Source organism: Aquisalimonas sp. APHAB1-3 (genome assembly GCF_048323695.1).
Classification (GTDB): Bacteria; Pseudomonadota; Gammaproteobacteria; order Nitrococcales; family Aquisalimonadaceae; genus Aquisalimonas.
The window spans coordinates 214,818-237,888 of the sequence record NZ_JBLWFT010000004.1; the positions used below are offsets into that span (position 1 = coordinate 214,818).

The 23,071-nt window shown below is 67.2% G+C and carries 25 protein-coding genes; 12 read left to right on the forward strand and 13 right to left on the reverse strand.

All coding sequences use genetic code 11. The features are described 5' to 3' along the window. Window positions 1-63: 63 nt before the first annotated feature. From dnaG to rpsU, 3 genes are all read right to left on the reverse strand, one after another. The gene (dnaG, locus tag ACNSTU_RS09240; protein ID WP_290632390.1) at window positions 64-1,821 is read right to left on the reverse strand and encodes a DNA primase; all 1,758 of its coding nucleotides are present in this window, start codon (window positions 1,819-1,821) and stop codon (window positions 64-66) included. A gap of 114 nt (window positions 1,822-1,935) precedes the next feature. Further along, window positions 1,936-2,391, reverse strand: a complete 456-nt coding sequence (locus tag ACNSTU_RS09245; RefSeq protein ID WP_418212279.1) for a GatB/YqeY domain-containing protein — start codon at window positions 2,389-2,391, stop codon at window positions 1,936-1,938. A gap of 21 nt (window positions 2,392-2,412) precedes the next feature. Continuing rightward, window positions 2,413-2,628, reverse strand: a complete 216-nt coding sequence (gene rpsU, locus ACNSTU_RS09250) for a 30S ribosomal protein S21 (protein ID WP_091645667.1) — start codon at window positions 2,626-2,628, stop codon at window positions 2,413-2,415. Window positions 2,629-2,806: 178 nt separating this feature from the next. Here rpsU and tsaD point away from each other — a divergent pair, with 178 nt between their 5' ends. Beyond that, window positions 2,807-3,829, forward strand: coding sequence for a tRNA (adenosine(37)-N6)-threonylcarbamoyltransferase complex transferase subunit TsaD (tsaD, locus tag ACNSTU_RS09255; RefSeq protein ID WP_418212280.1), 1,023 nt, complete (start codon window positions 2,807-2,809; stop codon window positions 3,827-3,829). Between the two features lie 4 nt (window positions 3,830-3,833). Here tsaD and plsY read toward each other — a convergent pair whose 3' ends face one another. Beyond that, entirely contained in the window at window positions 3,834-4,427 is a 594-nt protein-coding gene (gene plsY, locus ACNSTU_RS09260) for a glycerol-3-phosphate 1-O-acyltransferase PlsY (RefSeq protein WP_290631720.1), read from the reverse strand. A 125-nt stretch (window positions 4,428-4,552) separates the two neighbouring features. Here plsY and folB point away from each other — a divergent pair, with 125 nt between their 5' ends. Genes folB through ACNSTU_RS09280 form a run of 4 tightly spaced genes read left to right on the forward strand, consistent with a single transcriptional unit; the run spans window position 4,553 to window position 7,777 of the window. Further along, window positions 4,553-4,918, forward strand: a complete 366-nt coding sequence (gene folB / locus ACNSTU_RS09265; protein ID WP_290631722.1) for a dihydroneopterin aldolase — start codon at window positions 4,553-4,555, stop codon at window positions 4,916-4,918. A 12-nt stretch (window positions 4,919-4,930) separates the two neighbouring features. Then, window positions 4,931-5,428: a 2-amino-4-hydroxy-6-hydroxymethyldihydropteridine diphosphokinase gene (gene folK / locus ACNSTU_RS09270; protein WP_290631724.1), complete on the forward strand. Its 498-nt coding sequence runs from the start codon at window positions 4,931-4,933 to the stop codon at window positions 5,426-5,428. Continuing rightward, entirely contained in the window at window positions 5,428-6,642 is a 1,215-nt protein-coding gene (locus ACNSTU_RS09275) for a class I SAM-dependent methyltransferase (protein ID WP_418212281.1), read from the forward strand. The genes folK and ACNSTU_RS09275 overlap by 1 nt, the downstream gene beginning before the upstream one ends. A gap of 55 nt (window positions 6,643-6,697) precedes the next feature. Continuing rightward, the gene (locus ACNSTU_RS09280; RefSeq protein WP_290631728.1) at window positions 6,698-7,777 is read left to right on the forward strand and encodes an adenylate/guanylate cyclase domain-containing protein; all 1,080 of its coding nucleotides are present in this window, start codon (window positions 6,698-6,700) and stop codon (window positions 7,775-7,777) included. On the opposite strand, the gene ACNSTU_RS09285 is transcribed toward ACNSTU_RS09280, so the two are convergent. Continuing rightward, window positions 7,774-8,991, reverse strand: coding sequence for a multifunctional CCA addition/repair protein (locus tag ACNSTU_RS09285; RefSeq protein ID WP_418212282.1), 1,218 nt, complete (start codon window positions 8,989-8,991; stop codon window positions 7,774-7,776). The genes ACNSTU_RS09280 and ACNSTU_RS09285 overlap by 4 nt on opposite strands. Before the next feature lie 3 nt (window positions 8,992-8,994). After that, window positions 8,995-9,954 (reverse strand): complex I NDUFA9 subunit family protein, encoded by a 960-nt coding sequence (locus tag ACNSTU_RS09290; protein WP_366213439.1) that lies wholly within the window; start codon window positions 9,952-9,954, stop codon window positions 8,995-8,997. A gap of 181 nt (window positions 9,955-10,135) precedes the next feature. On the opposite strand from ACNSTU_RS09290, the gene ACNSTU_RS09295 reads away from it, so the two are divergent. Then, complete coding sequence (locus tag ACNSTU_RS09295) at window positions 10,136-10,927, forward strand: sulfite exporter TauE/SafE family protein (protein WP_366213440.1); 792 nt, start codon at window positions 10,136-10,138, stop codon at window positions 10,925-10,927. Here ACNSTU_RS09295 and ACNSTU_RS09300 read toward each other — a convergent pair. The 7 genes from ACNSTU_RS09300 to cutA all read right to left on the reverse strand — a co-directional run bounded on the left by ACNSTU_RS09300 (window position 10,924) and on the right by cutA (window position 16,856). After that, window positions 10,924-11,496, reverse strand: a complete 573-nt coding sequence (locus ACNSTU_RS09300; RefSeq protein ID WP_290631730.1) for a YfaZ family outer membrane protein — start codon at window positions 11,494-11,496, stop codon at window positions 10,924-10,926. The genes ACNSTU_RS09295 and ACNSTU_RS09300 overlap by 4 nt on opposite strands. Window positions 11,497-11,604: 108 nt before the next feature. Next, window positions 11,605-12,948: an acetyl-CoA carboxylase biotin carboxylase subunit gene (accC, locus tag ACNSTU_RS09305; RefSeq protein ID WP_290631732.1), complete on the reverse strand. Its 1,344-nt coding sequence runs from the start codon at window positions 12,946-12,948 to the stop codon at window positions 11,605-11,607. Between the two features lie 25 nt (window positions 12,949-12,973). Next, window positions 12,974-13,447, reverse strand: a complete 474-nt coding sequence (gene accB / locus ACNSTU_RS09310; RefSeq protein WP_290631734.1) for an acetyl-CoA carboxylase biotin carboxyl carrier protein — start codon at window positions 13,445-13,447, stop codon at window positions 12,974-12,976. Between the two features lie 4 nt (window positions 13,448-13,451). Further along, window positions 13,452-13,901, reverse strand: coding sequence for a type II 3-dehydroquinate dehydratase (gene aroQ, locus ACNSTU_RS09315; RefSeq protein WP_418212283.1), 450 nt, complete (start codon window positions 13,899-13,901; stop codon window positions 13,452-13,454). Window positions 13,902-14,100: 199 nt separating this feature from the next. Next, complete coding sequence (locus ACNSTU_RS09320) at window positions 14,101-14,631, reverse strand: TlpA family protein disulfide reductase (protein WP_290631738.1); 531 nt, start codon at window positions 14,629-14,631, stop codon at window positions 14,101-14,103. A gap of 4 nt (window positions 14,632-14,635) precedes the next feature. Then, window positions 14,636-16,465: a protein-disulfide reductase DsbD gene (gene dsbD / locus ACNSTU_RS09325; protein WP_418212284.1), complete on the reverse strand. Its 1,830-nt coding sequence runs from the start codon at window positions 16,463-16,465 to the stop codon at window positions 14,636-14,638. Between the two features lie 46 nt (window positions 16,466-16,511). Next, the gene (cutA, locus tag ACNSTU_RS09330; RefSeq protein WP_091645640.1) at window positions 16,512-16,856 is read right to left on the reverse strand and encodes a divalent-cation tolerance protein CutA; all 345 of its coding nucleotides are present in this window, start codon (window positions 16,854-16,856) and stop codon (window positions 16,512-16,514) included. A gap of 204 nt (window positions 16,857-17,060) precedes the next feature. On the opposite strand from cutA, the gene groES reads away from it, so the two are divergent. The 6 genes from groES (at window position 17,061) to ACNSTU_RS09360 (ending at window position 23,055) form a co-directional block, all read left to right on the forward strand. After that, entirely contained in the window at window positions 17,061-17,351 is a 291-nt protein-coding gene (gene groES, locus ACNSTU_RS09335; protein ID WP_091645638.1) for a co-chaperone GroES, read from the forward strand. Between the two features lie 55 nt (window positions 17,352-17,406). Further along, window positions 17,407-19,059: a chaperonin GroEL gene (gene groL, locus ACNSTU_RS09340; protein WP_290631743.1), complete on the forward strand. Its 1,653-nt coding sequence runs from the start codon at window positions 17,407-17,409 to the stop codon at window positions 19,057-19,059. Between the two features lie 200 nt (window positions 19,060-19,259). Next, window positions 19,260-19,688 carry a hypothetical protein gene (locus ACNSTU_RS09345; protein WP_290631745.1) on the forward strand — a complete coding sequence of 143 codons (429 nt, stop codon included), beginning with the start codon at window positions 19,260-19,262 and terminating at the stop codon, window positions 19,686-19,688. A gap of 10 nt (window positions 19,689-19,698) precedes the next feature. Further along, window positions 19,699-20,910, forward strand: coding sequence for a hypothetical protein (locus ACNSTU_RS09350; protein ID WP_418212285.1), 1,212 nt, complete (start codon window positions 19,699-19,701; stop codon window positions 20,908-20,910). Continuing rightward, window positions 20,891-21,949, forward strand: a complete 1,059-nt coding sequence (locus tag ACNSTU_RS09355; protein ID WP_418212286.1) for a DUF2169 family type VI secretion system accessory protein — start codon at window positions 20,891-20,893, stop codon at window positions 21,947-21,949. Before ACNSTU_RS09350 ends, ACNSTU_RS09355 begins: the two co-directional genes overlap by 20 nt. Further along, the gene (locus ACNSTU_RS09360) at window positions 21,946-23,055 is read left to right on the forward strand and encodes a beta-ketoacyl synthase N-terminal-like domain-containing protein (RefSeq protein ID WP_418212287.1); all 1,110 of its coding nucleotides are present in this window, start codon (window positions 21,946-21,948) and stop codon (window positions 23,053-23,055) included. The genes ACNSTU_RS09355 and ACNSTU_RS09360 overlap by 4 nt, the downstream gene beginning before the upstream one ends. The last annotated feature ends 16 nt before the right edge of the window (window positions 23,056-23,071 follow it).

The following is a 23,071-nucleotide window of genomic DNA, read 5'->3' on the forward strand; positions in this document are numbered from 1 at the left end:
GATGGTTGGCGTAAGGCCCGTCGTAAAATGAACCGGCCATTATAGCTGCCATTTGGCTATTTGTCAGTCCGTGTCAAGTGTTGTTCCCTTGCGTCGTCTCAGGAGATCAAGCCACTCGGCCTGCTCGTCCTCCGTCATGCGCCCGCTTTCAGCCTGTTGATTCAAGTATTGCAGGCGTTGCTCGTCCAGCAATGCGTCGAGGCGCGCCATCGCGCCCCTGAACTCCGCTTCGACCCCGTCCTCGGGCACCAGATGGTCCCAGGCGGCCAGCTTCGCCAGCGCCTCCTCGTGGGCGTGATCGCGGAACCGTTCGAGTATGGCTCCTGCTGTAAGATGCGGTTGCTCCTGCAGTAATTCAAGGAGTTGGCCCAACAGGGCCGCCCCCGGCTGTTGCAGGTCGCGGAACCGTTCCGGCTCACCGCCCCGGGCGGCGAGCTCCGGATGCTGCAGCAATAGCGCTACGGCCACGCGTATGGATGTGCGCCGCTGGGGCTGCGCGCTGCGCGCCGGCCGACGGCTCTCCGCGGCCGGTTGCGTTGCGCCGTCCCCGGCCACCGCCCGCTCCATGTGGGTGCGGTCCACACGGGCGTGCCGGGCCACTTCGTCGATCAGCAGGTCGCGGAAGACGCCGGGCGGAACGCGCCGAACCGTGGCGGCCGCGCGCTCCAGAAGTCGTGCACGCCCATCCACGGTCTGTACATCGGCATCCCGGCCCAGCTCCTTGAGCAGGAACTGTGACAAGGACAGCGCATCCTCCACCTGGGCGCGGAACCCGTCGGCGCCGAGCTGGCGCACCAGGGAGTCGGGGTCCTCGCCTTCGGGCAGGAACAGGAAGCGGGCCTGACGGTCGTCCCGCATGGCCGGCAGGGTGTTCTCCAGAGCACGCCACGCCGCCTGGCGTCCGGCTTCATCGCCGTCGAAACAGAACACCACGTTGCGGGTGGTGCGGAACAGCCGTTCCACCTGATCCGTGGTGGTCGCCGTGCCCAGGGTTGCCACCGCGTTGGGCAGCCCCTGCTGGGCCAGCGCCACCACGTCCATGTAGCCCTCGACCACCAGCATGTGATCCGGGTAGCGCTGCGCCTGGAGGCACTCGTGCAGCCCGTAGAGCTCGCGCCCCTTGTGGAAAACCGGCGTCTCCGGCGAGTTCAGGTACTTGGGTTCGCCGTGATCCAGGACGCGGCCGCCAAAGCCCACCGTGCGACCGCGGCGGTCGCGGATCGGGAACATGATGCGGTCGCGGAACCGATCGTAGACACTGCCGGTTTCCTCTTTGCGGATTGCCAGCCCGGCGCGCACCAGCTCCCTCTCGTTGCCCAGCTCCCGCAGGAGGTTGTCCCATCCCGCGGGTGCAAAGCCGATGCCGTAGCGCGCGGCCACGTCGCCGCTCAGGCCGCGGCGACGGAGGTACTCCACGGCGCGGTCCTTGTCCGCATGGCGGCGCAGCCAGTTGCGATAGGCCTGGGCGGCCCGGTCCAGCAGATCGTATAACGGCGTTGCTTCGGGGTTGGGTGCGGTCCGCGCTTCCCGGGGCAGCTCCATGCCCACCTGTCGAGCCAGCGTTTCCACCGCTTCGGGGAAGCTCATCCGGTCGTATTCCATGAGGAAGCGGATGGCCGTGCCGTGGGCACCGCAGCCGAAGCAGTGGTAGAACTGTTTGGTGGGGCTGACGGTGAAGGACGGGGTCTTCTCGGAGTGGAACGGGCACAGGGCGTGGTAGTTCGCCCCGGCCTTCTTCATGGCCAGGCGTGAGCTGATCAGCTCGACGATGTCCACTCGAGCGAGAAGGTCATCGATGAACTGATCCGGAATCCCGGCCATTGCGGGCGCTCCTGCTGTCGGCTTCGATGACGGTGGAATGCCCGCGGCAGAGACCGGTCAGAAACCGGGTCGGCTGCGCGGGAGGCATGGTCGCCCGACGGGCGGCCGGAGCGGTCAACCGTTCAGGCGTGCCTTGAGCTGCGCGCTGGCCTTGCCCATGTCGGCACGGCCCTGAAGGCGCGGTTTCAGCAGCCCCATCACCTTGCCCATGTCGCGGATCGACTCCGCGCCCGACTCGGCGATGGCCTGATCGATCAGCTCACCGACCTCGTCATCGGTCAGCGGCTGGGGCAGGAACTCCTGGAGTACGGTGAGTTCGTACTCCTCCTTCTTGGCGAGGTCGTCCCGGTTGGCGGCGCGATACTGCTCGATGGACTCGTGGCGCTGCTTGACCATCTTGCTCAGCAGCGCGGTCACGTCGTCATCGGTCAGGTCGGTGCGCTGATCCACCTCGTGCTGCTTCATGGCAGCGGTGATCAGGCGCAATACACCAAGCCGGGATCGGTCTCCCGATCGCATGGCCTCTTTCACCGCAGTCTGGATGCGGTCCTTCAGGGCGCTATCGCTCATGCTCTTTGTCCAGGCAGGCGTTTAATACATGCGCTCGCGGCGCACCTGCTCGCGCTGAAGCTTCTTGGCGTGGCGCTTGACGGCGGCAGCCTGCTTGCGCTTACGCACCTGCGTCGGCTTCTCGTAGTGCTCCCGGCGGCGCACCTCGGAGAGGATGCCGGCTTTCTCGCAGGAGCGCTTGAAGCGGCGCAGGGCGACCTCGAAATGCTCGTTTTCCCGTACCTTGACGATCGGCATGCAGCTACTCACCTTCCTTCATTGAATGCTTTATCCAAGTGGAACAATCGTTTCCACAGCGGGCGCGGTATTCTATCCGGCTGTTGCCGCCAAGACAACCACGGGTTGCGTTGGCCCTCGCGGGCGCCGTGGCTGCGGTAGTAGACTGCGCCACGTACTGGCTGACGGGTTGCGACTGATGCGCGTTCTGGGAATCGAGACCTCCTGCGATGAGACCGGTGTTGCCGTCTATGACGGAGACGCGGGCCTGCGCGCGCACGCGGTCCACAGTCAGGTGGATTTGCACGCCACGTACGGCGGCGTGGTGCCGGAACTGGCATCGCGGGATCACGTGCGCCGGGTGTTGCCGCTGGTGGAGCAGGTGCTGGCCGAGAGCGGCCTCACCGCAGACGCCCTGGACGGTGTCGCCTACACCCGCGGCCCCGGGCTGGTGGGTGCCCTGCTAGTGGGGGCCGCCGTGGGGCGCAGCCTGGCGTGGGCGCGGCAGTTGCCGGCCATCGGCGTACATCACATGGAAGCCCATCTGCTGGCGCCGCTGCTGGAGGACGACCCCCCGGCCTTCCCGTTTGTGGCCCTGCTGGTTTCCGGTGGGCACACCATGCTGGTGCAGGTGGCCGGGGTGGGCCGTTACCGCCTGCTCGGTGAATCCCTGGACGATGCTGCCGGTGAGGCATTCGACAAGACGGCGAAACTCCTGGGTCTGCCCTACCCGGGTGGCCCGCAGCTCGAGCAACTCGCCCGCGATGGCGAGCCGGACCGGTACCGGTTCCCGCGACCCATGACCGACCGGCCGGGGCTGGATTTCAGCTTCAGCGGCCTCAAGACGTTCACCCGCAACCTGGTCATGGAAGCCGGGGACGATTCCCGGGCGCGCGCCGATATCGCCCGGGGCTTTCAGGATGCGGTGGCGGACACGCTCGCCATCAAGTGCCGCCGTGCGCTGCGGCAGTCCGGGACCGGGCGGCTGGTGGTGGCCGGTGGCGTCAGTGCGAACCGCACCCTGCGGGCGCGTTTCGATGCCATGGCGGCTGCGGAAGGGGCCACGGTGCACTACCCACGCCTGGCGCTGTGCACGGACAACGGCGCGATGATCGCGTATACGGGCTACCTGAGGCTGGCGGGGGGTGATCGCGCCACCAGTGGTTTCAACGTCACGGCGCGCTGGCCGCTGGAGGCCCTGGTCGAACCCGGCGGGGCCTGACGGTTCAGTCCTTCTCGCCGATTTTCTTCTCGGTGCCGTTCAGCAGCGACTGCAGATTCCCTCGGTGCCGCCAGTAGGTGAGCAGGGTGATGCCGAGCATGCCGAGCATCACGGTCTGCGGCTGGTCGAAGTACGCCAGGTAGAACGGGGCCAGCAGGAACGATACCAGTGCTGCCAGCGAGGAATAGCGGAACAGCGCCCCGACCGCCAGCCACGTGATGACCGTGAGCAGCAACGCCGGCCACGACCAGCCCAGCAGCACACCGAGGCCGGTGGCAACGCCCTTGCCTCCTTCAAAACGGAAGAACACCGGGTACAGATGCCCGAGAAACGCCGCGAGACCGATCAGCGCTAGGGTGACCGGCTCTACCCCGGCAATCACGCCGATGAGCACGGGGATGGTGCCCTTCACGAAATCCCCCGCCAGCGTAATGCCCGCGGCAAGGCGATTCCCCACCCGCAGCACGTTGGTTGCTCCCGGATTGCCGGAGCCCTCGCCGCGCGGGTCCGGCAGCCCCATGGCGCGGCAGGTGAGAATGGCCGCGGAGATGGAGCCGAACAGATAGGCGGCGGCAATGAGCACGACATCGATGATCATGGCGGGTATTGAATGGGTTTGCCGGTGGTGGGTCAAGCGCGGAATCAGGCCGTTGATCCGCTGCGGCTGGCCCGCGCACCGGCCGGGGCGCTATCATCGCCGGTTCCGACGCCAGGGGGAGCGGCATGGATATTGTTTTCATCAATGAACTCCGGATCGACACCGTCATTGGTGTGCGCGACTGGGAGCGCCGGGTCCGGCAGACGCTGGTGCTCGACCTGGAGCTCGCCGCGGATACCGCCATGGCGGCGGAATCCGACGATGTCAGCGATGCCCTGGACTACGATGCCGTTACCCGGCAGCTCACGCAGCACGTGCGCGAGATGGAACACGCCCTGGTCGAGACCCTGGCCGAGGATGTCGCAATGATGCTGCGCGACGAATTCGGCGTGCCGTGGTTGCGGCTGCGCGTCACCAAGCCGGGAGCCGTTCCCGGGGCGCGTGCCGTGGGGGTGGCGATCGAGCGTGGAGAGTGGCCGGGGGGCGCCTGAGGAATGGATGCAATGGTACGTGTGTATGTGAGTATCGGCTCCAATATCGAACCCGCCCGCCACGTCCGACAGGCGTTGCAGGATCTGCGCGGGGCGTTCGGCGAGATGGTGATCTCGCCGGTCTACGCCAGTGCTGCCGTGGGCTTTGATGGTGACGACTTCCTGAACCTGGTTGTCGGGCTGGATACCAGCGAGTCGCCGGAGGCCGTGGCCGATGCCCTGCGTCGGATCGAGGACGCCAATGGCCGGGTCCGCGGCCCGGAACGCTATGCCGCGCGGACCCTGGATCTCGATGCCCTGACCTATGGCGACCAGTGCGTCCGGGCGGGCCGGCTGGTGCTGCCGCGCAACGAAATCACGCGTTACGCCTTTGTGCTGCGTCCGCTGGCGGACATTGCCGGCGACGAGTTGCATCCGGAGCTCGGGCAGACCTATGCCGATCTCTGGGCGGCGTTCGACGCCAGCGATCAGCCGCTGCACCCGGTGGCGCTGGATGAAGTGAGCGCCTGATGCACGAAGAGCGCCCCACGCCCATGGATCCGCAGACCGGGCTGCCGACGGACTGGCCGGCTCCGGACCCCGATGCCCTCAAGCTCAGTCAGGCGCTGACCAAACGGCTCCGTGCCCGTATCGAGGACGGCGGTCCGCTACTCTTTGATGCCTGGATGGAGAGCGTGCTCTACGAGCCCGGCCTCGGTTATTACAGTGCGGGCCAGGAGAAGTTCGGCGCCGCCGGCGACTTCATCACCGCGCCGCTCGTCTCGCCGCTGTTCGCCTGGACGCTGGCGGGGCAGTGCGCGGAAGCCCTTGCGGCCGTGGACGGTGACACCATTCTCGAGCTGGGGCCCGGAGAAGGCTCGCTGGCGGCCGACATCCTCACCGAGCTGGATCGCCAGGGCTGTCTCCCGGTGCGGTACTGCCTGCTCGAGCGCAGCGCCAGCCTGCGCCAGCGTCAGCACGAGCGGATCGCCGGCGCAGTGCCGCATCTGCTTGATCGGGTGCACTGGCTGGATACTCTGCCCGAGACGCCCATCGACGGCGTGATCCTGGGCAATGAAGTACTGGATGCACTGCCCGTGGTGCGGTTCCAGCGCCGTGGCGACAGCGTCGAGGAGCTGGCAGTCACCACGCACGACGGCGGTTTCGGGTGGCACGTGCAGCCGGCCCGGCCAGCGGTGGTTGACGCGGTCACGGCCATTGAGGCGGAGCTGGGCGCGCCGCTACCGGACGGGTACTGTTCGGAGCTGTGTCTGCAGCTGCCCGCATTCGTGGCGAGCCTTGCCGATTCCCTGCGCCGGGGGCTGTTGCTGCTCGTTGATTACGGCTACCCGCGGAGCGAGTATTATCGGGCAGACCGTCATCAGGGAACGCTGGTGTGCTACTACCGACATCGCGCACACTGGGATCCACTGGTTGTACCGGGGTTGCAGGACGTGACTGCGTTCGTGGATTTCACGGCGGTGGCCGAGGGGGCTCACGCCGCCGGACTGCGTATCCTCGGGTACACCACCCAGGCGCACTTCCTGATGGGGGCGGGGGTGACGGAACTGCTGCAGGCCCGGAGGGGCGACGACCCCGTCGAGCAGGCCCGACTGGCGCAACAGGCCAAGACTCTGATGCTGCCCGGGGCCATGGGTGAACGGTTCCGAGTGCTGGCAGCGGCCACAAGCGAATTCACCGGGATTTCCGGGTTTTCGCTCTACAATCATCTGGAACAGCTTTAGCGATTGTCGTTTAGCGGCGATAATCCCCGACCGGGAATAGCCGAGGGCGTAAATCATGGTGGGAGCGGCGACCCAACGGCGGGTACTGGTCCTGGAAGGAGACCATGGGGACTCCGGGCCGACGACCAGGGAAATCCTGGAGCCGTCCGGGTTTGTCCTCGATCAGGCCCGGGATCCGGACGAGGCGCTGGAACTGGCACGGCGAGAATCCTTTGACGCCTTCGTGCTGGATGCCGAAAGCTTCGGTGCGGAGGGTATCGCCCTCTGCCGCCAGCTCCGTGACGAGCCCGGCTATTACCTGTCGCCGATTCTGCTCACCGCCGAGGCCAACGACCGCGCCACATGGCAGAAGGCGTTCGCCGCCGGCTGTGATGACCTCCTGCGTCGGCCGCTGGAGCCGGTGGTGGTTCGCGCGCGCCTGGTGAACCTCCTGGAGAAGGCGGATTACGCCCAGGAGCTTGAGCGCGTGCGCGCGAACCTCGCCCGATACGTCTCCCCGCGACTGCGCCAGATCGTCCAGAACGCCGGACCGGAAGACGGTTTTCCGCCCCCGCAGTCCCAGCACGTCTGCATCCTCTTCTCCGACATTCGTGGCTTCACGGCGCTGGCCCAGACAATCCCGCCGGCGCGGTTGTTCGCCTCCGTCAGCCAGCACCTGGGGAGCCAGGTGGAGGCGGTCTACGCCCACGGCGGCTATGTGGACAAGTTCGGCGGTGACGGCATCATGGCCGTGTTCGACGGTGACGCCATGGCCCACGACGCCTGTGCCTGTGCGTTGGACATGATCGAGGCCAACGCCGCCATGCAGGGCGGCGAGTTCGAGATTCCGCTCGGTATCGGCATCCACGAGGGCCCCGTGGTGGCCGGCAATATCGGCTCCGGCGAGCACCTGGATTACACGGTAATCGGCAACACAGTGAACCTGGCCGCGCGTCTGTGCGGCTGGGCCAGCCCCGGCGATATCGTCGTCTCCGAGGCCGTACGCAGCGTGCTGCGGGAGACCGATGAATTTGCCTGCGTGGAGCCGCGTGAGGCGAATGTGCGCGGCCTGAAAGAGGCGATCACCCTGTATCGCCTGGAAGGCAAGAGTGCGGGCGAGGCGCAGCGCGAGGGCAGTGGCACTGTCGAGGGCTAATCTCCGGGGCGGGGCAGCCGCTCGATGGCGCGGAGCCGCTCCTTTTGCACCGCTTCGGCAATGGCCGGTCCCTTCAGACCCGCTTTGGCGAAGCGTCCGCCGCTGATGTCCCGCGTGGCGTCGAGGCAGGCCTGCAGGCGGCGTGTCGGCGGGTAGTCCGTCACGGTGTCCGCGGTCCCGGCGGTGACCGCATCCACGGACACTGCCAGCAGAAAGGCGCTGAACCGCTCCGGCCGCCGGAACGCATCGCACGCTTCCAGCAACTGCAGCATGCCCTCGGCGCCCAGTGCGTCTGCGGCGTGAGCCGTGTTCCGGTGCGCCGCGTAGGTGAGTGTCAGTGCCCGGTAAGCGTTGGGCGTGCGCAGCCGCTGACACGCGGAGCGGGCGTGCCCCGGGGCCAGGTCGTCGCGATCGAGCGCCCCGAGGACCAGGGCCAGTTTCACCGGGCCGTCCGCGCCGTCCACTTTGGCCGCGGTATCCACCGCCGCCAGGGCGTGGTCCCCGGCGTTCACCCTGTGGCCGGCCACGGTGGTGATTTCCCGCGTGAAGGCGCCGTCCAGCTCCGGAATTAGTCGCGCCAGTGCGCCGCAGTCGCGGAGCACACGGAAAAACGCCGATGGGCACGGTTCGGTGAGTGTCTTGTCCAGCTCCTGCCACACCCGCTCCGGGACGAGATGATCCACTTCGCCGTCGGCCACCATGCGCTGGCACAGGTACTTGGTCTCGTCCGCGGGGCGAAAGCCGAGCGGTGCGTAACGCGCCGTGAACCGGGCCAGGCGCAGGATGCGCACCGGGTCCTCCTGGAACGCGTCGGAGACATGGCGGAGGAGCCGCGCCTCCAGGTCGGCATGGCCGCTGAACGGGTCCACCAGTGTGCCGTCCGGGCGCTGGGCCATGGCGTTCACGGTGAGATCCCGGCGCACCAGATCGTCTTCCAGGGTCACGTCGGGTGCCGCGTGGAAGCTGAAGCCGTGGTAGCCGCGACCGGTCTTGCGCTCGGTGCGGGCGAGCGCATATTCCTCGTGGGTTTCCGGGTGCAGGAACACGGGGAAGTCCTTGCCCACGGGGCGGAAGCCGCGGGACTCCATGACCTCGGGCGTCGCGCCCACCACCACCCAGTCGCACTCGACCACGGCGCGGCCGAGCAGGGCGTCCCGCACGGCGCCGCCGACCAGGTACACCTCCAGGCCGGCGGTGCAGGGATCCACTGCCACGATTCAGCGCCCGGCGGCCTGGCGGAACTGGTTGTACCGCGCCCGCTCGGTCTTGTTGGCCAGGTAGGAGGGCACGACGGCGTCAATGGCCGTGGGCTTGATACCCAGTTCCGGCAGATTGTTCACGCCGCAGACGTTGTCCACGGTGGCCGAGAGGTAGTTGTCCATGGAGTAGGGCTTGCCCGGTACCCGTTGCAGCACGCGCGCCTGCAGGCGTGAAAGACGGTCGCTCAGCGGCCATACGGCTCGGCGAAGCCCGGCCTTGTCGGCGGTGTAGCGCACCAGCTCCTCGAGGCTATAGGTGTCCGGGCCGCAGAGGTCGTACGTCTGGCCGAAGGTGTCCCGATCGGTGAGTGCGTCGGTGAATGCCTGGGCCACGTCGCCCACGTAGACGGGGCTGAACCGGGCCCGCGGCGAAGGCAGCGGGAAGGCGCCGGGCGAGAGCCGCAGCAACGTCGCGAACTGGTTGAAGAAGCTGTCGTCCGGGCCGAAGATCACCGATGGGCGGAACACCGTCACGTCCAGGTCGTTGGCTGCCAGCACCCGGCGCTCGGCTTCGCCCTTGGTCTGTTGATAGTAGCTCGGGCCGTGGTCGGCGTCGGCGCCCAGGGCGCTCATGTGCAGCAGACGGGTCACACCCGTGGCGCGGCAGGCATCCAGCACCTTGTCGGTGAGCTCCACGTGGGCGTGGCGGAAGCCGCTGCCGTCGAAGCCCTTCTCGTTGAGAATGCCCACCAGGTTGATGACGGCGTCGCACTCTGCGAACAGCTCCCTCAGCGTCTCCGGTTCATGGATGTTCGCTTCCACCAGTTCCAGACCGGGGACGACGAGAATCTGCTTGGTGCGTTCGCGCCGGCGTGTGGGAATCCGGGAATGGATTTCCTGGTCGTGAAGGCGGTTGGCGAGGTGCCGGCCGACAAACCCGCTGCCGCCGAGAATGCAGACCCGTTGCATGCGCATCATGAATCGCGGCTCCGTGTGCTCGAAAAATGGCCCGTTGGGGCGTGCTGGTTGCCAAGTCTATCAAGAAGCCCGCGGGACGTCGGTGGCGAATTTCCGCGCCGGAACCGTTACCCTGTGCCGCGCCTGCGGCCGTACGCGTGGGTCGGGCCGTGAATTCGCAAGTCTGGAGCGGGGGCTGTACATGCTGACGACTCTTCTCGTTTTTCTCGCCGCGGGCGCCGTGGCCGGGCTGATCGGCGGGCTGTTCGGACTCGGCGGCGGCGTGGTGATGGTGCCGGTGCTACTGTTCGTTTTTGCTGCCCAGGGGGTGTCGGAGGCGGTGATCATGCACATGGCCGTGGGCAGTTCGCTGGCGGTGATCGTGCTGACCTCGCTCTCTTCCGTTCGTGCGCATCACGGTCTCGGCGGCGTGATGTGGCCGGTGTTCGGCCGGCTTGTTGCGGGGATTGTCGTCGGGGCGCTGCTGGGTGCATGGCTGGCCGACAGCCTGTCGACCACGGCGTTGCAGAACGTGTTCGCCGTCTTTCTCGTGCTGGTGGCCGTGAAGATGGGCTTCGACCTGAACCCGCGCGCCAGCGGGCGTGAGCCCGGAGCCGTGGGCATGACGGCGGCCGGTGGCGTCATCGGCAGCCTCTCGGCCCTGGTGGGGATCGGTGGCGGCACGCTGACGGTGCCGTTTCTGTCGTGGTGCGGCGTCGCCATGCGTCAGGCCGTGGGCACGTCGGCGGCCTGCGGGTTGCCTATCGCCCTCGCGGGGTCGGTCGGGTTCATGCTCACGGGGTGGGGGCGTCCGGATCTGCCTGCCCTGGCCACGGGGTACGTCTACTGGCCGGCGGTGGCGGGCATGGCCGTGGCCAGTGTCCTCACGGCGCCGCACGGCGCCCGTCTGGCGCACCGGCTCCCCGGAGCCCTGCTCAAACGGCTGTTCGCTTTGCTGCTGGCGGTGGTGGCGCTGCGCCTGCTGCTCGGTTAGAAACGCAGGCGCAGGCCGGCGTGCAGGCCGTCGTCGACCCGCTCGTCGCGGTACTCGTCCATGTGGAACTTGATCTGCCGGTAGCCCACGAAGGCGTGGGCGCCGCTGACCAGTTCCGCTTCCAGGCGGATCTGCCCCTCGGTCACCCGGTCGGCGTCGCCACCCGTTGTGATATTGGGTGAGACGTAGCCCTGCAGCACGATCGCCAGCGGAATGTTGGCCGGAATACCCACGCCGACATTGCCGCCCACCGCCAGCGCCGCAATGCTCTCGCCGGAGGCGTCCAGATCGGCGCCGTAGAGCTTGGTGCCGACGCCGAAGGTCACGGGCTGCCAGCGCCCCTCCACCTCATTGTTGACGGTCAGGAAGAGGCTGCCGAGCAGGTCGGTGTCCTCGTTGTAGAGCAGCCCCCCGCCATAGCGCACGCTCTGGTTCGCGTCTTGGGAGTTGCGGTCGGCAAGAATGAGTTCCGCCATCTCGTCACTGAGGGCGAGCTCCAGTTCCTGTGCGTGCGCGGTGGTCGTGACGGTGCCGGCAACGACGACGGCCAGCATCAAGCGTCGGAGCATGGTGTCCTCCGGTGGAAGCGGTCTGAAAGGCGGACGCCGCAGGGGTGTCCCGATGCCACGGCATTAAACGGCGCCGAAGGGGCGCCGTGCAAGTGTCGTGTGCGGGCGTCAGCCTTCGGCGAGCCGCTTCTCCAAGTAGTGGATGTTGGTGCCGCCGGCCTGGAAGTTCGGGTCCAGAAGCAGATCCTGGTGCAGCGCCACGTTGGTCTTGATGCCGCCGATGATCACCTCCGCCAGGGCGGTGCGCATGCGCGCCAGTGCCGAGTCGCGGGTATCACTGTGGGTGATCAGCTTGCCGATCATGGAGTCGTAATAGGGCGGGACCTTGTACCCGGAGTAGATGTGCGAGTCCACGCGCACACCGGGGCCGCCCGGTGCGTGGTACTGCTTGATCTCGCCGGGGGATGGCACGAACTTCACCGGGTCTTCGGCGTTCAGCCGGCACTCGATGGCATGGCCGCGCACGACGATGTCGTTCTGGCTGTAGCTGAGCCGCTCGCCGGAGGCGATGCGCAGCTGTTCCCGGACCAGGTCGACGCCCGTGACCATTTCCGTCACCGGGTGCTCCACCTGGATGCGGGTGTTCATCTCGATGAAGTAGAAGTTGCCGTCTTCGTACAGGAACTCGAACGTGCCGGCGCCGCGGTAGCCGATCTCCCGGCAGGCCAGGGCGCACCGCTCACCGATCTCCTGGCGCTGGGCCTCGGTCAGCCCGGGCGCCGGGCTCTCTTCGATGACTTTCTGGTGGCGACGCTGCATGGAGCAGTCCCGCTCGCCCAGGTGGATGGCGTTGCCGTAGTTGTCCGCCAGTACCTGGATCTCGATATGGCGCGGATTCTCCAGGTACTTCTCCATGTACACCATGGCGTTGCCGAACGACGAGCGGGCCTCGTTGCGCGTCACGGAGATGGCGCCGAGCAGGTCGGACTCGTTGTGGACCACGCGCATGCCGCGCCCGCCACCGCCGCCGGCCGCCTTGATGATGACCGGGTAGCCGATGCCGCGCGCCAGGCTCAGATTGCGGTCGTCGTCGTCATCCAGCGGGCCGTCGGAGCCGGGTACGCACGGGATGCCGGCTTCCTTCATGGCGTTGATGGCCGCGACCTTGTCACCCATGACCCGGATGGTCTCGGCCATGGGCCCGATGAAGGTGAAACCCGAGTGCTCCACCCGCTCGGCAAAGTCGGGGTTCTCGGAGAGAAAGCCGTAGCCGGGGTGGATGCCGTCGGCTGCAGTCACCTCGGCAGCGCTGATGATGGCCGGGATGTTGAGGTAGCTCTCGGCGGACGAGGGCGGGCCGATGCACACGGTTTCGTCTGCCAGGCGCACGTGCTTGAGATCCCGGTCGGCGCTGGAGTGCGCCGCGACCGTGCGGATCCCGAGCTCGCGGCAGGCGCGCAGGATGCGCAGGGCGATCTCGCCGCGATTGGCAATTAGGACTTTTTCCAGCATGAGCAAGTGATCCCCGGGTGATGCGTTACTGGATAATGAACAGCGGCTGGTCGTACTCCACCGGCTGCCCGTCTTCCAGCACGATGGCGGCGACGGTGCCCGCTTTGTCCGCCTCGATCTGGTTGAGCATCTTCATGGCTTCGATGATGCACAGGGTATCACCCACTTTCACCTGCTGGCCTACCTCGACGAACGGCTTAGCCCCAGGTGCCGGTGCCCGGTAGAAGGTGCCTACCATGGGCGAGCGCACCGAGTGACCGTCCGGCACGTCGCTGCCGCCAGCCCCCTCGCCGGCATCGGGCGCCGCGGCGGGTGGCGTCTGGGGAGCAGGTGCGGCGGCCGGCGCCTGCGGCGGGGCGGCGTGGGCGAGCATCTGTGGCGCCGCTTCTCCGCCCCCGCGGCTGATGCGCACGGACTCTTCCCCTTCCTTGATCTCGATCTCGTTGATGCCGGACTCTTCGAGCAGCTCGATTAGCCGTTTGATCTTGCGGATATCCATGTGCTTATCCTGCGTTCTGATTGATGTGCCGGATCGCTGCCTGCAGGGCGAGCTCGTAGCTCAGCGCCTCGAGGCCGCTTATCACGCCAACGGCCACATCCGACAGGTAGGAGTGCTGCCGGAAGGGTTCGCGGGCGTGGACGTTTGAAAGATGGACTTCCACGAAGGGAATGGCCACGCCGAGCAGTGCGTCGCGGAGCGCCACGCTGGTGTGGGTGTAGGCTGCGGGATTGATGAGGATGAAATCGACCCCCGCCTCCCCGGCCGCGTGAATGCGATCAACCAGCGCGCCTTCGTGGTTACTCTGGAAGGTTTCCACGGTCACGCCGGCCGCATTGGCCTGGCGTTGCAGACGGGCGTTGATCGTATCCAGGGTGTCGGTGCCGTAGACACCGGGTTCGCGCCGGCCAAGCAGGTTGAGATTGGGCCCGTTGAGCACCAGAATGCTCGCCATTGGCTCCCCCGAGTGTCGTGCCGCCAGGGTGCCGGCGCCACGGGTTGCCACCCGCTACCGTCCCCTCGTTCTGAAGTCGTGGCCGCGATTGTGTACCAACGACGGATGCTTGTCCACGGAGTCGCGTTATTTTTGCGACGTTCGCCGCATTTTGCGGTATTTCAGTGATGATTTCGCCCAGTGTAGGACAGGGTCGGCGCTACAGGTGTTCCCGGATCACGGGCTCGATGTCTTCCCGCTCCACTTCCCGGTTGAAGCGGTGCACGATGGCGCCGTCGCGGTCGATCAGCACAGTATAGGGAAGCGTGCCGAGTTCGTTGCCGTAGGCTTCATTGATGTTCATGGCGTTCTGCACGCCGTAGAAACTCGGGTAGTTCATCTCCAGCTCGTCGTAGAACGACAGGGCGTCATCGCGATCATCGATGGCGACGCCGATGAACTGGACGCCTTGGTCACCGTAGTCATCCTGCAGTGCGGTGAACACCGGAATTTCCTTGACGCACGGCGGGCACCAGGTGGCCCAGAAATTGAGTACGATCAGGTCACCATCCCATTCGCTGATGCTGCGTTCCTCGTCGTTCTGCAGGTCCGGGAGGGTGAAGTTGGGCCGCAGCTCCGGCTGAAACCACGTCTGCCAGGCGGCCAGACCGCCAAGGGCGGCGCCAAGGCCGATGACCACCGCCAGGATCGGGGCCACCCGGCGTCGTTGCTTCCGGGGCTGTTCGGACATGTGATCAGATTCCCGTATTGCTGGTGGAGGCGCCGTAGGCGGTCTTCAGGCGTTGCACGAATTCCTCTGGCGGCACGAAGCCGACGATGCGCTGGTCGCGCCGTTCCTCGCCGTCGGCACCATAGAACATCACGGCCGGCGGCAGGAAGACGTCCAGGGCCTGGAGCAGTTCCCGGTGGTCGTTGTTCATGGCGGTGACGTCGACGCGCAGCAACTGCTTGTCCTCCAGGGCCGCCACCACCTCCGGCGCCGGGAAGGTGCGCTCCTCCAGTTGCACGCAGTACACGCACCAGTCGGCGTAGAAATCCACCACCGTGCCCTGGCCGCGATCGGCCGCTTCGGCGATGGCGGCCTGCAGCCCACCGAGACTGTCCACGTCGCGGAACTGACCCGCGGCGGTCTCCCCCGCGGACGGCGCTCCCTGGGCGAGCGGCTCGAGTGGCTGCCAGAAGCGCGAGCCGCCGGAGGCGGCGCCGAGGAGTAGTGCCACGCTCCAGATGATGAGCAGTACACCCGCGAACTGGCGACCGCGGTTGAGCAGGCCCGGTGCGCCAGTGGCCCGGTCCAGCACGCCGAGCCAGATGGCCACACCCACCAGCAGCACGCCCCAGAGGCCGAGCGTGACGGGGCCGGGGATGAAGCGGTCGATCATCCACAGCGCCACGGCCAGGAAGATCACGCCGAAGACCTGCTTCACCCGCACCATCCAGGCGCCGGAGCGTGGCAGCCATTTGCCGAGGGCGGTCCCGACCAGCAGCAGCGGTACACCCATGCCGTTACCCATGGCGAACAGTGCCAGCCCGCCGATCAGGGCGTCGCCGGTATTGCTGATGAAGACCAGCGCCGCGATCAACGCTGGCCCGGAGCAGGCGCCGACGATGAGTGACGACAGCACGCCCATTATGCCGGCGCCGATGAAGCTGCCGCCGCGCTGGCGGCGCGATAGCGCGTCCAGACGGGTCTGGAGCCCGGCCGGCACGCGGATGTCGTAGAGGCCGAACATGGCCAGTGCGAGCAGCACGAACAGCGCCGCGAAGCTTCCCAGCACCCAGGGGCTCTGCAGGTCCGCCTGGATGGCGGCGCCCGTCATGCCGGCCACGGCGCCCGCGATGGCGTAGGTGATTGCCGTGGCCTGAATGAACACGAACGACAGCCAGAATCCGCGCCGGCCGGTGCGCCGTTCGCCTTCGCCGGCGATGATGCCGGAGAGGATGGGGATGAGCGGATACATGCAGGCGGTGAACGCCAGCAGCAGACCGGCAGCGAAGAAGCCGCCGAGGATCAGGAGCAGGTTGCCCCCGGCCAGCAGCTGCGTCAGCGGGTCGCCGCCGCCGGCAGGCGGTCCGCCGCCACCGGCACCTGCGCCGAAACCGGCGTCGCTCACGCCCCCGGCCAGGGAGAAGTCGCTGGTCAGGGGCGGGTAGCACACGCCCGTCTTCTCGTTACAACCCTGGTAGTGGGCGGTAAACGTGAGCGACTCACCGGCCGGGCGCTCGAGCTGGATGTAGACTTCCACCGGCTCGTGGTAGACCTCCATGCGCCCGAAGTTGGGGTCGTCAATGACGTCCCCCTCGGGGAGTTCGAATCCGGTGATGGCGTTTTCGTCGCCCGCCACTTCGAAGTCGAAACGGTCCTTGTAGAGGTAGTAATCCTCCACCGTGTCCCAGCGCGCGACGATCACGTCTTCGGCCACCAGTTCGGCGGAGAAGGGGAAGGCCTGCTCCGGCGGCAGCAGCTCGTCGCTGCCGCCGAACAGGCTGCTTAGCCCGGCGTGCCCCGCAGCGGGCACGACTGCGAGGATGAGTAGCAACCAGGTGAACAGTATCCGTTTCATCGATTCCTGCCAGGGATCCATGCGCGCACGTCGGGATTGTTGGTATTTACTCCGCGGGTGGCTGCTGGCGCCCATCCGTCTGGTAGGTCACCCAGGCCAGGTAATCATTCAGCCCCCGCGTCACAGGGACCGCGATGATCTCGGGAAGTTCGTCCGGGTGCAAGCGCAGAATGGTCTCTTCCAGCCGCCGCCAGGCCACCCGGGTGGTTTTCATGATTAGCAGCGTCTCCGGATCGCGGTGGACTTCGCCCTTCCAGGCGTAAACCGACGTCAGGCCGGGCACGATATTGGCGCAGGCCACGTGGCCGTCACCCACCAGCGTCTCCGCGATTTCGCCCGCCACCTCCGGGTTCGGGCAGGTGCAGAAAGCCATAAGATGCTCGCTGTCCATGATCTTGCCTCCACGGTCTCGAAACAGGGCCTTTGAATTGTATCAGTACCGCCCCCACATCACGGGCGTCGGCGCCGCGATACCGCGGCTCTTGACTGATTGCGAACCGGAATTATCATTAGCACTCACAAGCAGCGAGTGCTAACAACACTTTGGTAAGGCAATCGGGCCCAGTGCCCGTCAACGCATTAGGAGAACTATCCGATGAATATCCGTCCTTTGCATGATCGCGTGATCATCAAGCGTATGGAAGAAGAGCGCACCACGCCGGGTGGCATCGTGATCCCCGACAGCGCCGCCGAGAAGCCCATCAAGGGCGAGATCGTGGCCGTCGGCAAGGGCAAGGTCCAGGAAAACGGTGAAGTCCGCCCGCTGGACGTGAAGGTCGGCGACAAGGTTCTGTTCGGCAAGTTTGCCGGCACCGAGGTGAAGGTCGAAGGCGAAGACGTGCTGGTCATGCGTGAAGAAGACGTCATGGCCGTCATCGAAGGCTGATCGCCTCCCGGCACCCGCTTAACCGACTATCGAATTGCAAGAGGAATAACGAATCATGGCAGCTAAAGACGTACGTTTCGGTGATGACGCACGGCAGCGGATGATGTCCGGCGTGAACACGCTGGCCAACGCCGTCAAGGTGACCCTCGGCCCGCGCGGTCGCAACGTGGTGCTCGACAAGAGCTTCGGCTCCCCCACGGTGACCAAGGACGGGGTGTCCGTCGCCAAGGAAATCGAACTCAAGGACAAGTTCGAGAACATGGGCGCGCAGATGGTCAAGGAAGTCGCTTCCCAGACCTCCGACGTCGCCGGTGACGGCACCACCACCGCCACCGTGCTGGCCCAGGCCATCCTGCGCGAAGGCATGAAGGCCGTTGCCGCCGGCATGAACCCCATGGATCTCAAGCGCGGCGTGGACAAGGCCGTGACCGCCGCCACCGGCGAGCTGCGCAACCTGTCCAAGCCCTGCGAAGACCGCAAGGCGATCGCTCAGGTGGGCACCATCTCCGCCAACTCCGACAACAATGTCGGTGACATCATCGCCGAGGCGATGGAGAAGGTCGGCAAGGAAGGTGTCATCACCGTGGAAGAGGGCTCCGGCCTGGAGAACGAGCTGGATGTCGTGGAAGGCATGCAGTTCGACCGCGGCTACCTCTCCCCGTACTTCATCAACAACCAGCAGAGCATGAGCGCCGAGCTGGATGATGCCTACATCCTCCTGTGCGACAAGAAGATCTCCAACATCCGCGAACTGCTGCCGGTGCTGGAGAACGTCGCCAAGTCCAGCCGTCCGCTGCTGATCGTGGCCGAGGACATCGAAGGCGAAGCGCTGGCCACCCTGGTGGTCAACAGCATGCGCGGCATCGTCAAGGTCGCCGCCGTCAAGGCGCCCGGCTTCGGTGACCGTCGCAAGGCCATGCTGCAGGACATCGCCGTCCTCACCGGCGGCACGGTGATCTCCGAGGAAGTGGGTCTGAGCCTCGAGAAGGCCACCCTGGACGATCTCGGCTCCGCCAAGAAGATCAACGTCACCAAGGAAGACACCACCATCGTCGACGGCTCCGGCCGCAACGACGAGATCAAGTCCCGCGTGGAGCAGATCCGGGCGCAGATCGAGGACGCCTCCTCGGACTACGACCGCGAGAAGCTGCAGGAGCGGGTGGCCAAGCTCGCCGGTGGCGTGGCCGTGATCAAGGTCGGTGCCGCCTCCGAGATGGAGATGAAGGAGAAGAAGGCCCGCGTCGAGGACGCCCTGCACGCCACCCGCGCTGCGGTGGAAGAAGGCATTGTCCCCGGCGGCGGTGTGGCACTGGTCCGCACCCTGTCTGCTCTGGAGAACCTGAAAGGCGAGAACGCCGATCAGGACACCGGTGTGGCCATCGTCCGCCGTGCCATCGAGGAGCCGCTGCGTCAGATCGTCGGCAATGCCGGCATCGACGGCGCCGTGGTGCTGAACAAGATCCTCGAAGGCTCGGGCAACTTCGGTTACAACGCCCAGACCGACGAGTATGGCGACATGATCGAGTACGGCATCCTGGACCCGACCAAGGTCACCCGGACTGCCCTGCAGAACGCCGCTTCGGTCGCATCGCTGATGATCACCACCGAGTGCATGATCGCCGAGCACCCTGAAGAAGATAAGGGTGGCGACGACATGGGTGGCATGGGCGGAATGGGCGGCATGGGAGGCATGGGCGGCATGATGTAAGCCGTCCGGCGTCCAACGCCTTTTCCGGAAGCCCCGCGCCGATCACCGGTGCGGGGCTTCTTTCGTTTTACCGCCATGGGCTTGCCCTTCCGCCGCCGGCGCGGCATGCTTGTCCACTTACCGGCCGCGAGTGCCGGTTGCACATCAATTCGGATCAACCGACAGGGACTTGTCCGGTTCGCGACCAGGGAGGGGTTGCCATGCCCGCTTTTGCTCACGTACGTGCCCGCCAGACCGCCGATCATGCAAGTGCGGCCTTCATCGCGCGCGTCCACGCCGCTGATGGTGCTGAGGTGTTCGTTGTCGCCGAGGATGACCCCACCGAACGTCTTCCCGTGATGGATCGTGTGCCCGAGGTTGGCACGCTCCACGACGGCGACCGTGTCGTCGCCTGTCCCGTCCGTGGCGGAGCGGTCATCACGCTCTCGCTCACCCGTTCCCCGGAAGGTGCCCGGCGCTTGCCGGATGGCCGGCTGCTGGTTCAGGCGGCAGAGGGAGTGGTGCTGCAGGCCGGAGAGGCGCGCATTGAGCTGCAGCCCGATGGGAGGTTGCTGATCCACGGGCGCAACGTGGAGCATCGGGCCGAACAGGCCCTGGCTCTGCAGGCCAGCCTCGTCGAGATCAACTGAGGCTGCCGTCGTGGCGGTGCGCCTGCTTGCAGCTCACCAGAGTGCGCTGAGCCGGCTGTACCGGCAGCGTGCGTCCATGAGCACGCGCGATTTCGTGCCGGGTGCCGAACTTGCGCGGCTGGACCAGCGCCTGATCGGGCATATCCATGCCTGCGCTCAGGCGGCGGAGCCGCTTCCGGATGACATCCCCGGCGATCCCGCCGAGGCGTTTGCCGCCGCGTCTGCGGCGTTGCGCAACGACACTCGGGCCGCCATGGAGTGGCTGGCCCCGGCACTGGAAGAGGCAGAGGGCGATCAGTGCCAGGGTCTGGTGGAGGCTGTCGCGTTAACGACACCGCCCTTCGGCTGGTGCCGGGTGCTGAGTGCCTACCACCGATACCCGGGCGCCCGTACTCCGCTGCTGGATGCGTTTTACCTTGCTGCCGCGCGCGTGCCGGACGCCCTCCTGAATGAGGCCCTGGAATCGCCGGAGCAGCAGGCCGCAGCCCTGCGCTGTGCCTCCATCCAACACAACTGGCCGGCGGCGCGATTCCGGCCCCGGTACCGAAGCGACCTCACCGATCCGGCCACACTGCCTGCCCTCCGCGCCGGCCTGCTCCGTGACGATCCCGAGGCCGCGGATGCCCTGCTGTCACTGCTCGACGGAGCCATTCCCCTTGAGGCGACGACGGACGCGCTGCGCCTGAACGCGCTCCTTTGCCCGGACCACCTCTCGGACGTCGTCTGGCGTGCGGCGGATGAAACCCCGGAGACCGGCCTCTGGCTGCTCGCGCTGAGCGGACGGCGGGACGCCGCGGAGCGGATCCTGCAGGCGCTCCGGGATGCCCGGGCGCCGGAATCTGCCGCCGCCGCGTGGCGTTGGCTGACCGCCCAGGCGCTCCCGCTCCGCGACCGGCTGCAGGTGGTCAATGACCCTGGCCGGGCCGCGGCCGGCGGCCCCGTCCCTGACGCTGCAGTCGCAAGGCAGTGGTGGGACGCCAACGCGCCGGGTTGGGATCCGGCCGGGCGGCGCATCCTCGATGGTCCCGCCGATCCGGAGCGGGTGGCGACGCTGGCAACGCGTTGGGCGGGCCGTGCCGGCGACGCCCTGATGGATCTGGCGGCTCTGCGGGAGCGCAGCCAGTACGTCACCGGTGGTTGGTTTCATCGGCGGGGTGAGCCGGGGCCGGTGTTGCCGGAGTCGCAAGAGGAGGAGGTGGCTGATGCTGCAGTTGGCCAATGAGTCGCCGTACGCGGCAAGCCTGGCGACGGGCTGGGCCCTGAACGGCGCGCCGCAGTGGACGCTGACGGTCAAGGCCACGTACCGGTTCAGTCTCACTGGCGAGGTTACGCTCCATGACGAGCAGCCGGAGGTGGTCGAAGGTGACCAGTACCGCGGCAAGCCCGCGGAGAGCAGTCTCGAAGCCGCGTGGGAATCGGTGCCCCACAAGGCGGGCGGCGAACTCTACCTGTTCGGCACCGCCCATCCGGGTCAGCCCGGTGCCAATGGGGTCCAGGTGCGGGTGCAGATTGACCGTGACCGAGCCCAGGCCTGGGAGAAGCGGTTGGTGGCCGTGGGGCCGTCGCGCTGGGAGCGGGGTGCGCTCGGTTACTACCGCACACCACTGGAGCCCATGGAGCCGGTGCCGCTGTGCTACGAAATGGCCTTTGGTGGCCACGATCCGCGCACAGCCGGCGAGGAACGGCGTAATCCCGTGGGGCGGGGGTTCAACTCCGGGCAGTGGCGTCTCCACGACACGCGTCTGCCGCTCATTGAGCGGCCGGACCGGTTCATGAGCGCACCAAGGCAGCGGATGGTCCCCATCGGCCTGGGGCCGTTGGCGCCCCACTGGGATCCGCGCCGGCGGGAGGCTGGCAATGTCTCCGAGGCGCGGCTCGAGGCCGGTGGCTGCCCCTACGGCTCGAAGACACTGCCCACGGTTCACAACGCCGCGCCACCGGATCAGCGCTTCGACAAGCCGTTCAGCGGGGGTGAGCGGGTGACCCTGGAGGGGCTGTTTCCGGAGCATGGCGACCCGGTGCGGGTCACGCTCCCGCCGCTGCAGCCGGTGGTCTGGCTGCACGAGACCCACCGCATGCCCCTGCGCGGCGCGTGCGACACGCTGATCGTCGACAGCGACGCCATGGTGTTTCACCTGCTGTACCGGTGTGTCATCCCGTGGGAGATCGACGCCAGGCGTCGCGGCTACGTTGTGCTTCCGCCGGTGCCGGGCCCGCCGGAGACAACGTCAGCCGATAGCGACCAGGAGGCGCCCGCATGACCGCCCCCTCCCGTCACATCGCCGTGACCGGCGCCGGTGTGGAATGCGCCACCGGCGACCGGCCCGGAGCCCTGCTGGGTGCGCTACTTGCCGGCGTGCGGGCCGTCCGTCCACGGGACGAACTGGCGCAGACCGATCCGGTGACCCGAGAACTGGCGGCACCCGTCCTGGCACCGGTGGATCCGGAAGCGGCCATCGGGCACGTGGATGCCGACACCGTCGGCAACATGCTCGTCGCCGCGATCCAGCGGGCGATGGAGGGCGCCGACACGGCGGTCGACCGGGTTCTGCTCGTGCTCCCCGCCAGTGATGCCGCCTGTGCCCGGCGGTTGCCGCAGCACGCTGTGGTCAAACGGGTCGCGGCCGCGCAACCGTGGATGCACGATGTGGTGCTGGAGTGCACCACCCACCGTGAAGCGCCCGCCGCCCTGGCTGCGCTCTGGCAGGCGCTGGCCGAAGGGCGCTGCCGCTGTGCCCTGGTGGCCGGGGTCGACAGCCTGGCCAACCTGGAATCCCTGACCGAGGCGCAGCGCGCAGGGCATGTCCGGACAACCGAGTTCCCGGACGGCTGGGCCCTGGGTGAAGCAGCCGCCTGCGTGCGGCTCGAGCAAGATACCCGTGGCGCGGCCGAGATCCGTATGCATCAGCCCGTCGCCGGGCACGAGCCGCACCACGGGGCGGTCGGCCGGAACCACCTCCAGGGTCTGGGAGCGGCCGCCGGTGAGGCGCTGGACGCTGCCGGCCTGACGGGTGGGAAGCCGGATGCCGTCATCCTTGCCCGGGCGCAAGAGTCGCTGGCCGAGCTGGAGTGGTATCACGCCCACAGCGGCCTGTGGCCTCAACGCCTCCCGGCGCGGCAACAGCTCGCCATGCGGCGGGGCGAGCTGGAGGCGCCACAACCAGACCCGGAGCCGCCCGTGGAGACGCTCCGGCCCGCGCTCACCCTGGGCGAGACCGGCGCCGCCGGGCTTCCGGTCGCGCTCGCCCTTGCGCACGCACGCTTTCAGCTTGATCTCATGCCCGTCCGGCACTGCCTGGTGCTGGACGCCACCGCCGGGCCGGAGCGCCTGGCGGTCTGCCTGTCCACGCAGCAAACGAGCCACTGAACACCACCAGGGAGGG

What these genes read in the sequence shown, in the direction of transcription:
- dnaG (WP_290632390.1), bottom strand. Translation starts at nt 1,821, where the DNA reads ATGGCCGGGATTCCGGATCAGTTCATCGATGACCTTCTCGCTCGAGTG.
- ACNSTU_RS09245 (WP_418212279.1), bottom strand. Translation starts at nt 2,391, where the DNA reads ATGAGCGATAGCGCCCTGAAGGACCGCATCCAGACTGCGGTGAAAGAG.
- rpsU (WP_091645667.1), bottom strand. Translation starts at nt 2,628, where the DNA reads ATGCCGATCGTCAAGGTACGGGAAAACGAGCATTTCGAGGTCGCCCTG.
- tsaD (WP_418212280.1), top strand. Translation starts at nt 2,807, where the DNA reads ATGCGCGTTCTGGGAATCGAGACCTCCTGCGATGAGACCGGTGTTGCC.
- plsY (WP_290631720.1), bottom strand. Translation starts at nt 4,427, where the DNA reads ATGATCATCGATGTCGTGCTCATTGCCGCCGCCTATCTGTTCGGCTCC.
- folB (WP_290631722.1), top strand. Translation starts at nt 4,553, where the DNA reads ATGGATATTGTTTTCATCAATGAACTCCGGATCGACACCGTCATTGGT.
- folK (WP_290631724.1), top strand. Translation starts at nt 4,931, where the DNA reads ATGGTACGTGTGTATGTGAGTATCGGCTCCAATATCGAACCCGCCCGC.
- ACNSTU_RS09275 (WP_418212281.1), top strand. Translation starts at nt 5,428, where the DNA reads ATGCACGAAGAGCGCCCCACGCCCATGGATCCGCAGACCGGGCTGCCG.
- ACNSTU_RS09280 (WP_290631728.1), top strand. Translation starts at nt 6,698, where the DNA reads ATGGTGGGAGCGGCGACCCAACGGCGGGTACTGGTCCTGGAAGGAGAC.
- ACNSTU_RS09290 (WP_366213439.1), bottom strand. Translation starts at nt 9,954, where the DNA reads ATGATGCGCATGCAACGGGTCTGCATTCTCGGCGGCAGCGGGTTTGTC.
- ACNSTU_RS09295 (WP_366213440.1), top strand. Translation starts at nt 10,136, where the DNA reads ATGCTGACGACTCTTCTCGTTTTTCTCGCCGCGGGCGCCGTGGCCGGG.
- ACNSTU_RS09300 (WP_290631730.1), bottom strand. Translation starts at nt 11,496, where the DNA reads ATGCTCCGACGCTTGATGCTGGCCGTCGTCGTTGCCGGCACCGTCACG.
- accC (WP_290631732.1), bottom strand. Translation starts at nt 12,948, where the DNA reads ATGCTGGAAAAAGTCCTAATTGCCAATCGCGGCGAGATCGCCCTGCGC.
- accB (WP_290631734.1), bottom strand. Translation starts at nt 13,447, where the DNA reads ATGGATATCCGCAAGATCAAACGGCTAATCGAGCTGCTCGAAGAGTCC.
- aroQ (WP_418212283.1), bottom strand. Translation starts at nt 13,901, where the DNA reads ATGGCGAGCATTCTGGTGCTCAACGGGCCCAATCTCAACCTGCTTGGC.
- ACNSTU_RS09320 (WP_290631738.1), bottom strand. Translation starts at nt 14,631, where the DNA reads ATGTCCGAACAGCCCCGGAAGCAACGACGCCGGGTGGCCCCGATCCTG.
- dsbD (WP_418212284.1), bottom strand. Translation starts at nt 16,465, where the DNA reads ATGAAACGGATACTGTTCACCTGGTTGCTACTCATCCTCGCAGTCGTG.
- cutA (WP_091645640.1), bottom strand. Translation starts at nt 16,856, where the DNA reads ATGGACAGCGAGCATCTTATGGCTTTCTGCACCTGCCCGAACCCGGAG.
- groES (WP_091645638.1), top strand. Translation starts at nt 17,061, where the DNA reads ATGAATATCCGTCCTTTGCATGATCGCGTGATCATCAAGCGTATGGAA.
- groL (WP_290631743.1), top strand. Translation starts at nt 17,407, where the DNA reads ATGGCAGCTAAAGACGTACGTTTCGGTGATGACGCACGGCAGCGGATG.
- ACNSTU_RS09345 (WP_290631745.1), top strand. Translation starts at nt 19,260, where the DNA reads ATGCCCGCTTTTGCTCACGTACGTGCCCGCCAGACCGCCGATCATGCA.
- ACNSTU_RS09355 (WP_418212286.1), top strand. Translation starts at nt 20,891, where the DNA reads ATGCTGCAGTTGGCCAATGAGTCGCCGTACGCGGCAAGCCTGGCGACG.
- ACNSTU_RS09360 (WP_418212287.1), top strand. Translation starts at nt 21,946, where the DNA reads ATGACCGCCCCCTCCCGTCACATCGCCGTGACCGGCGCCGGTGTGGAA.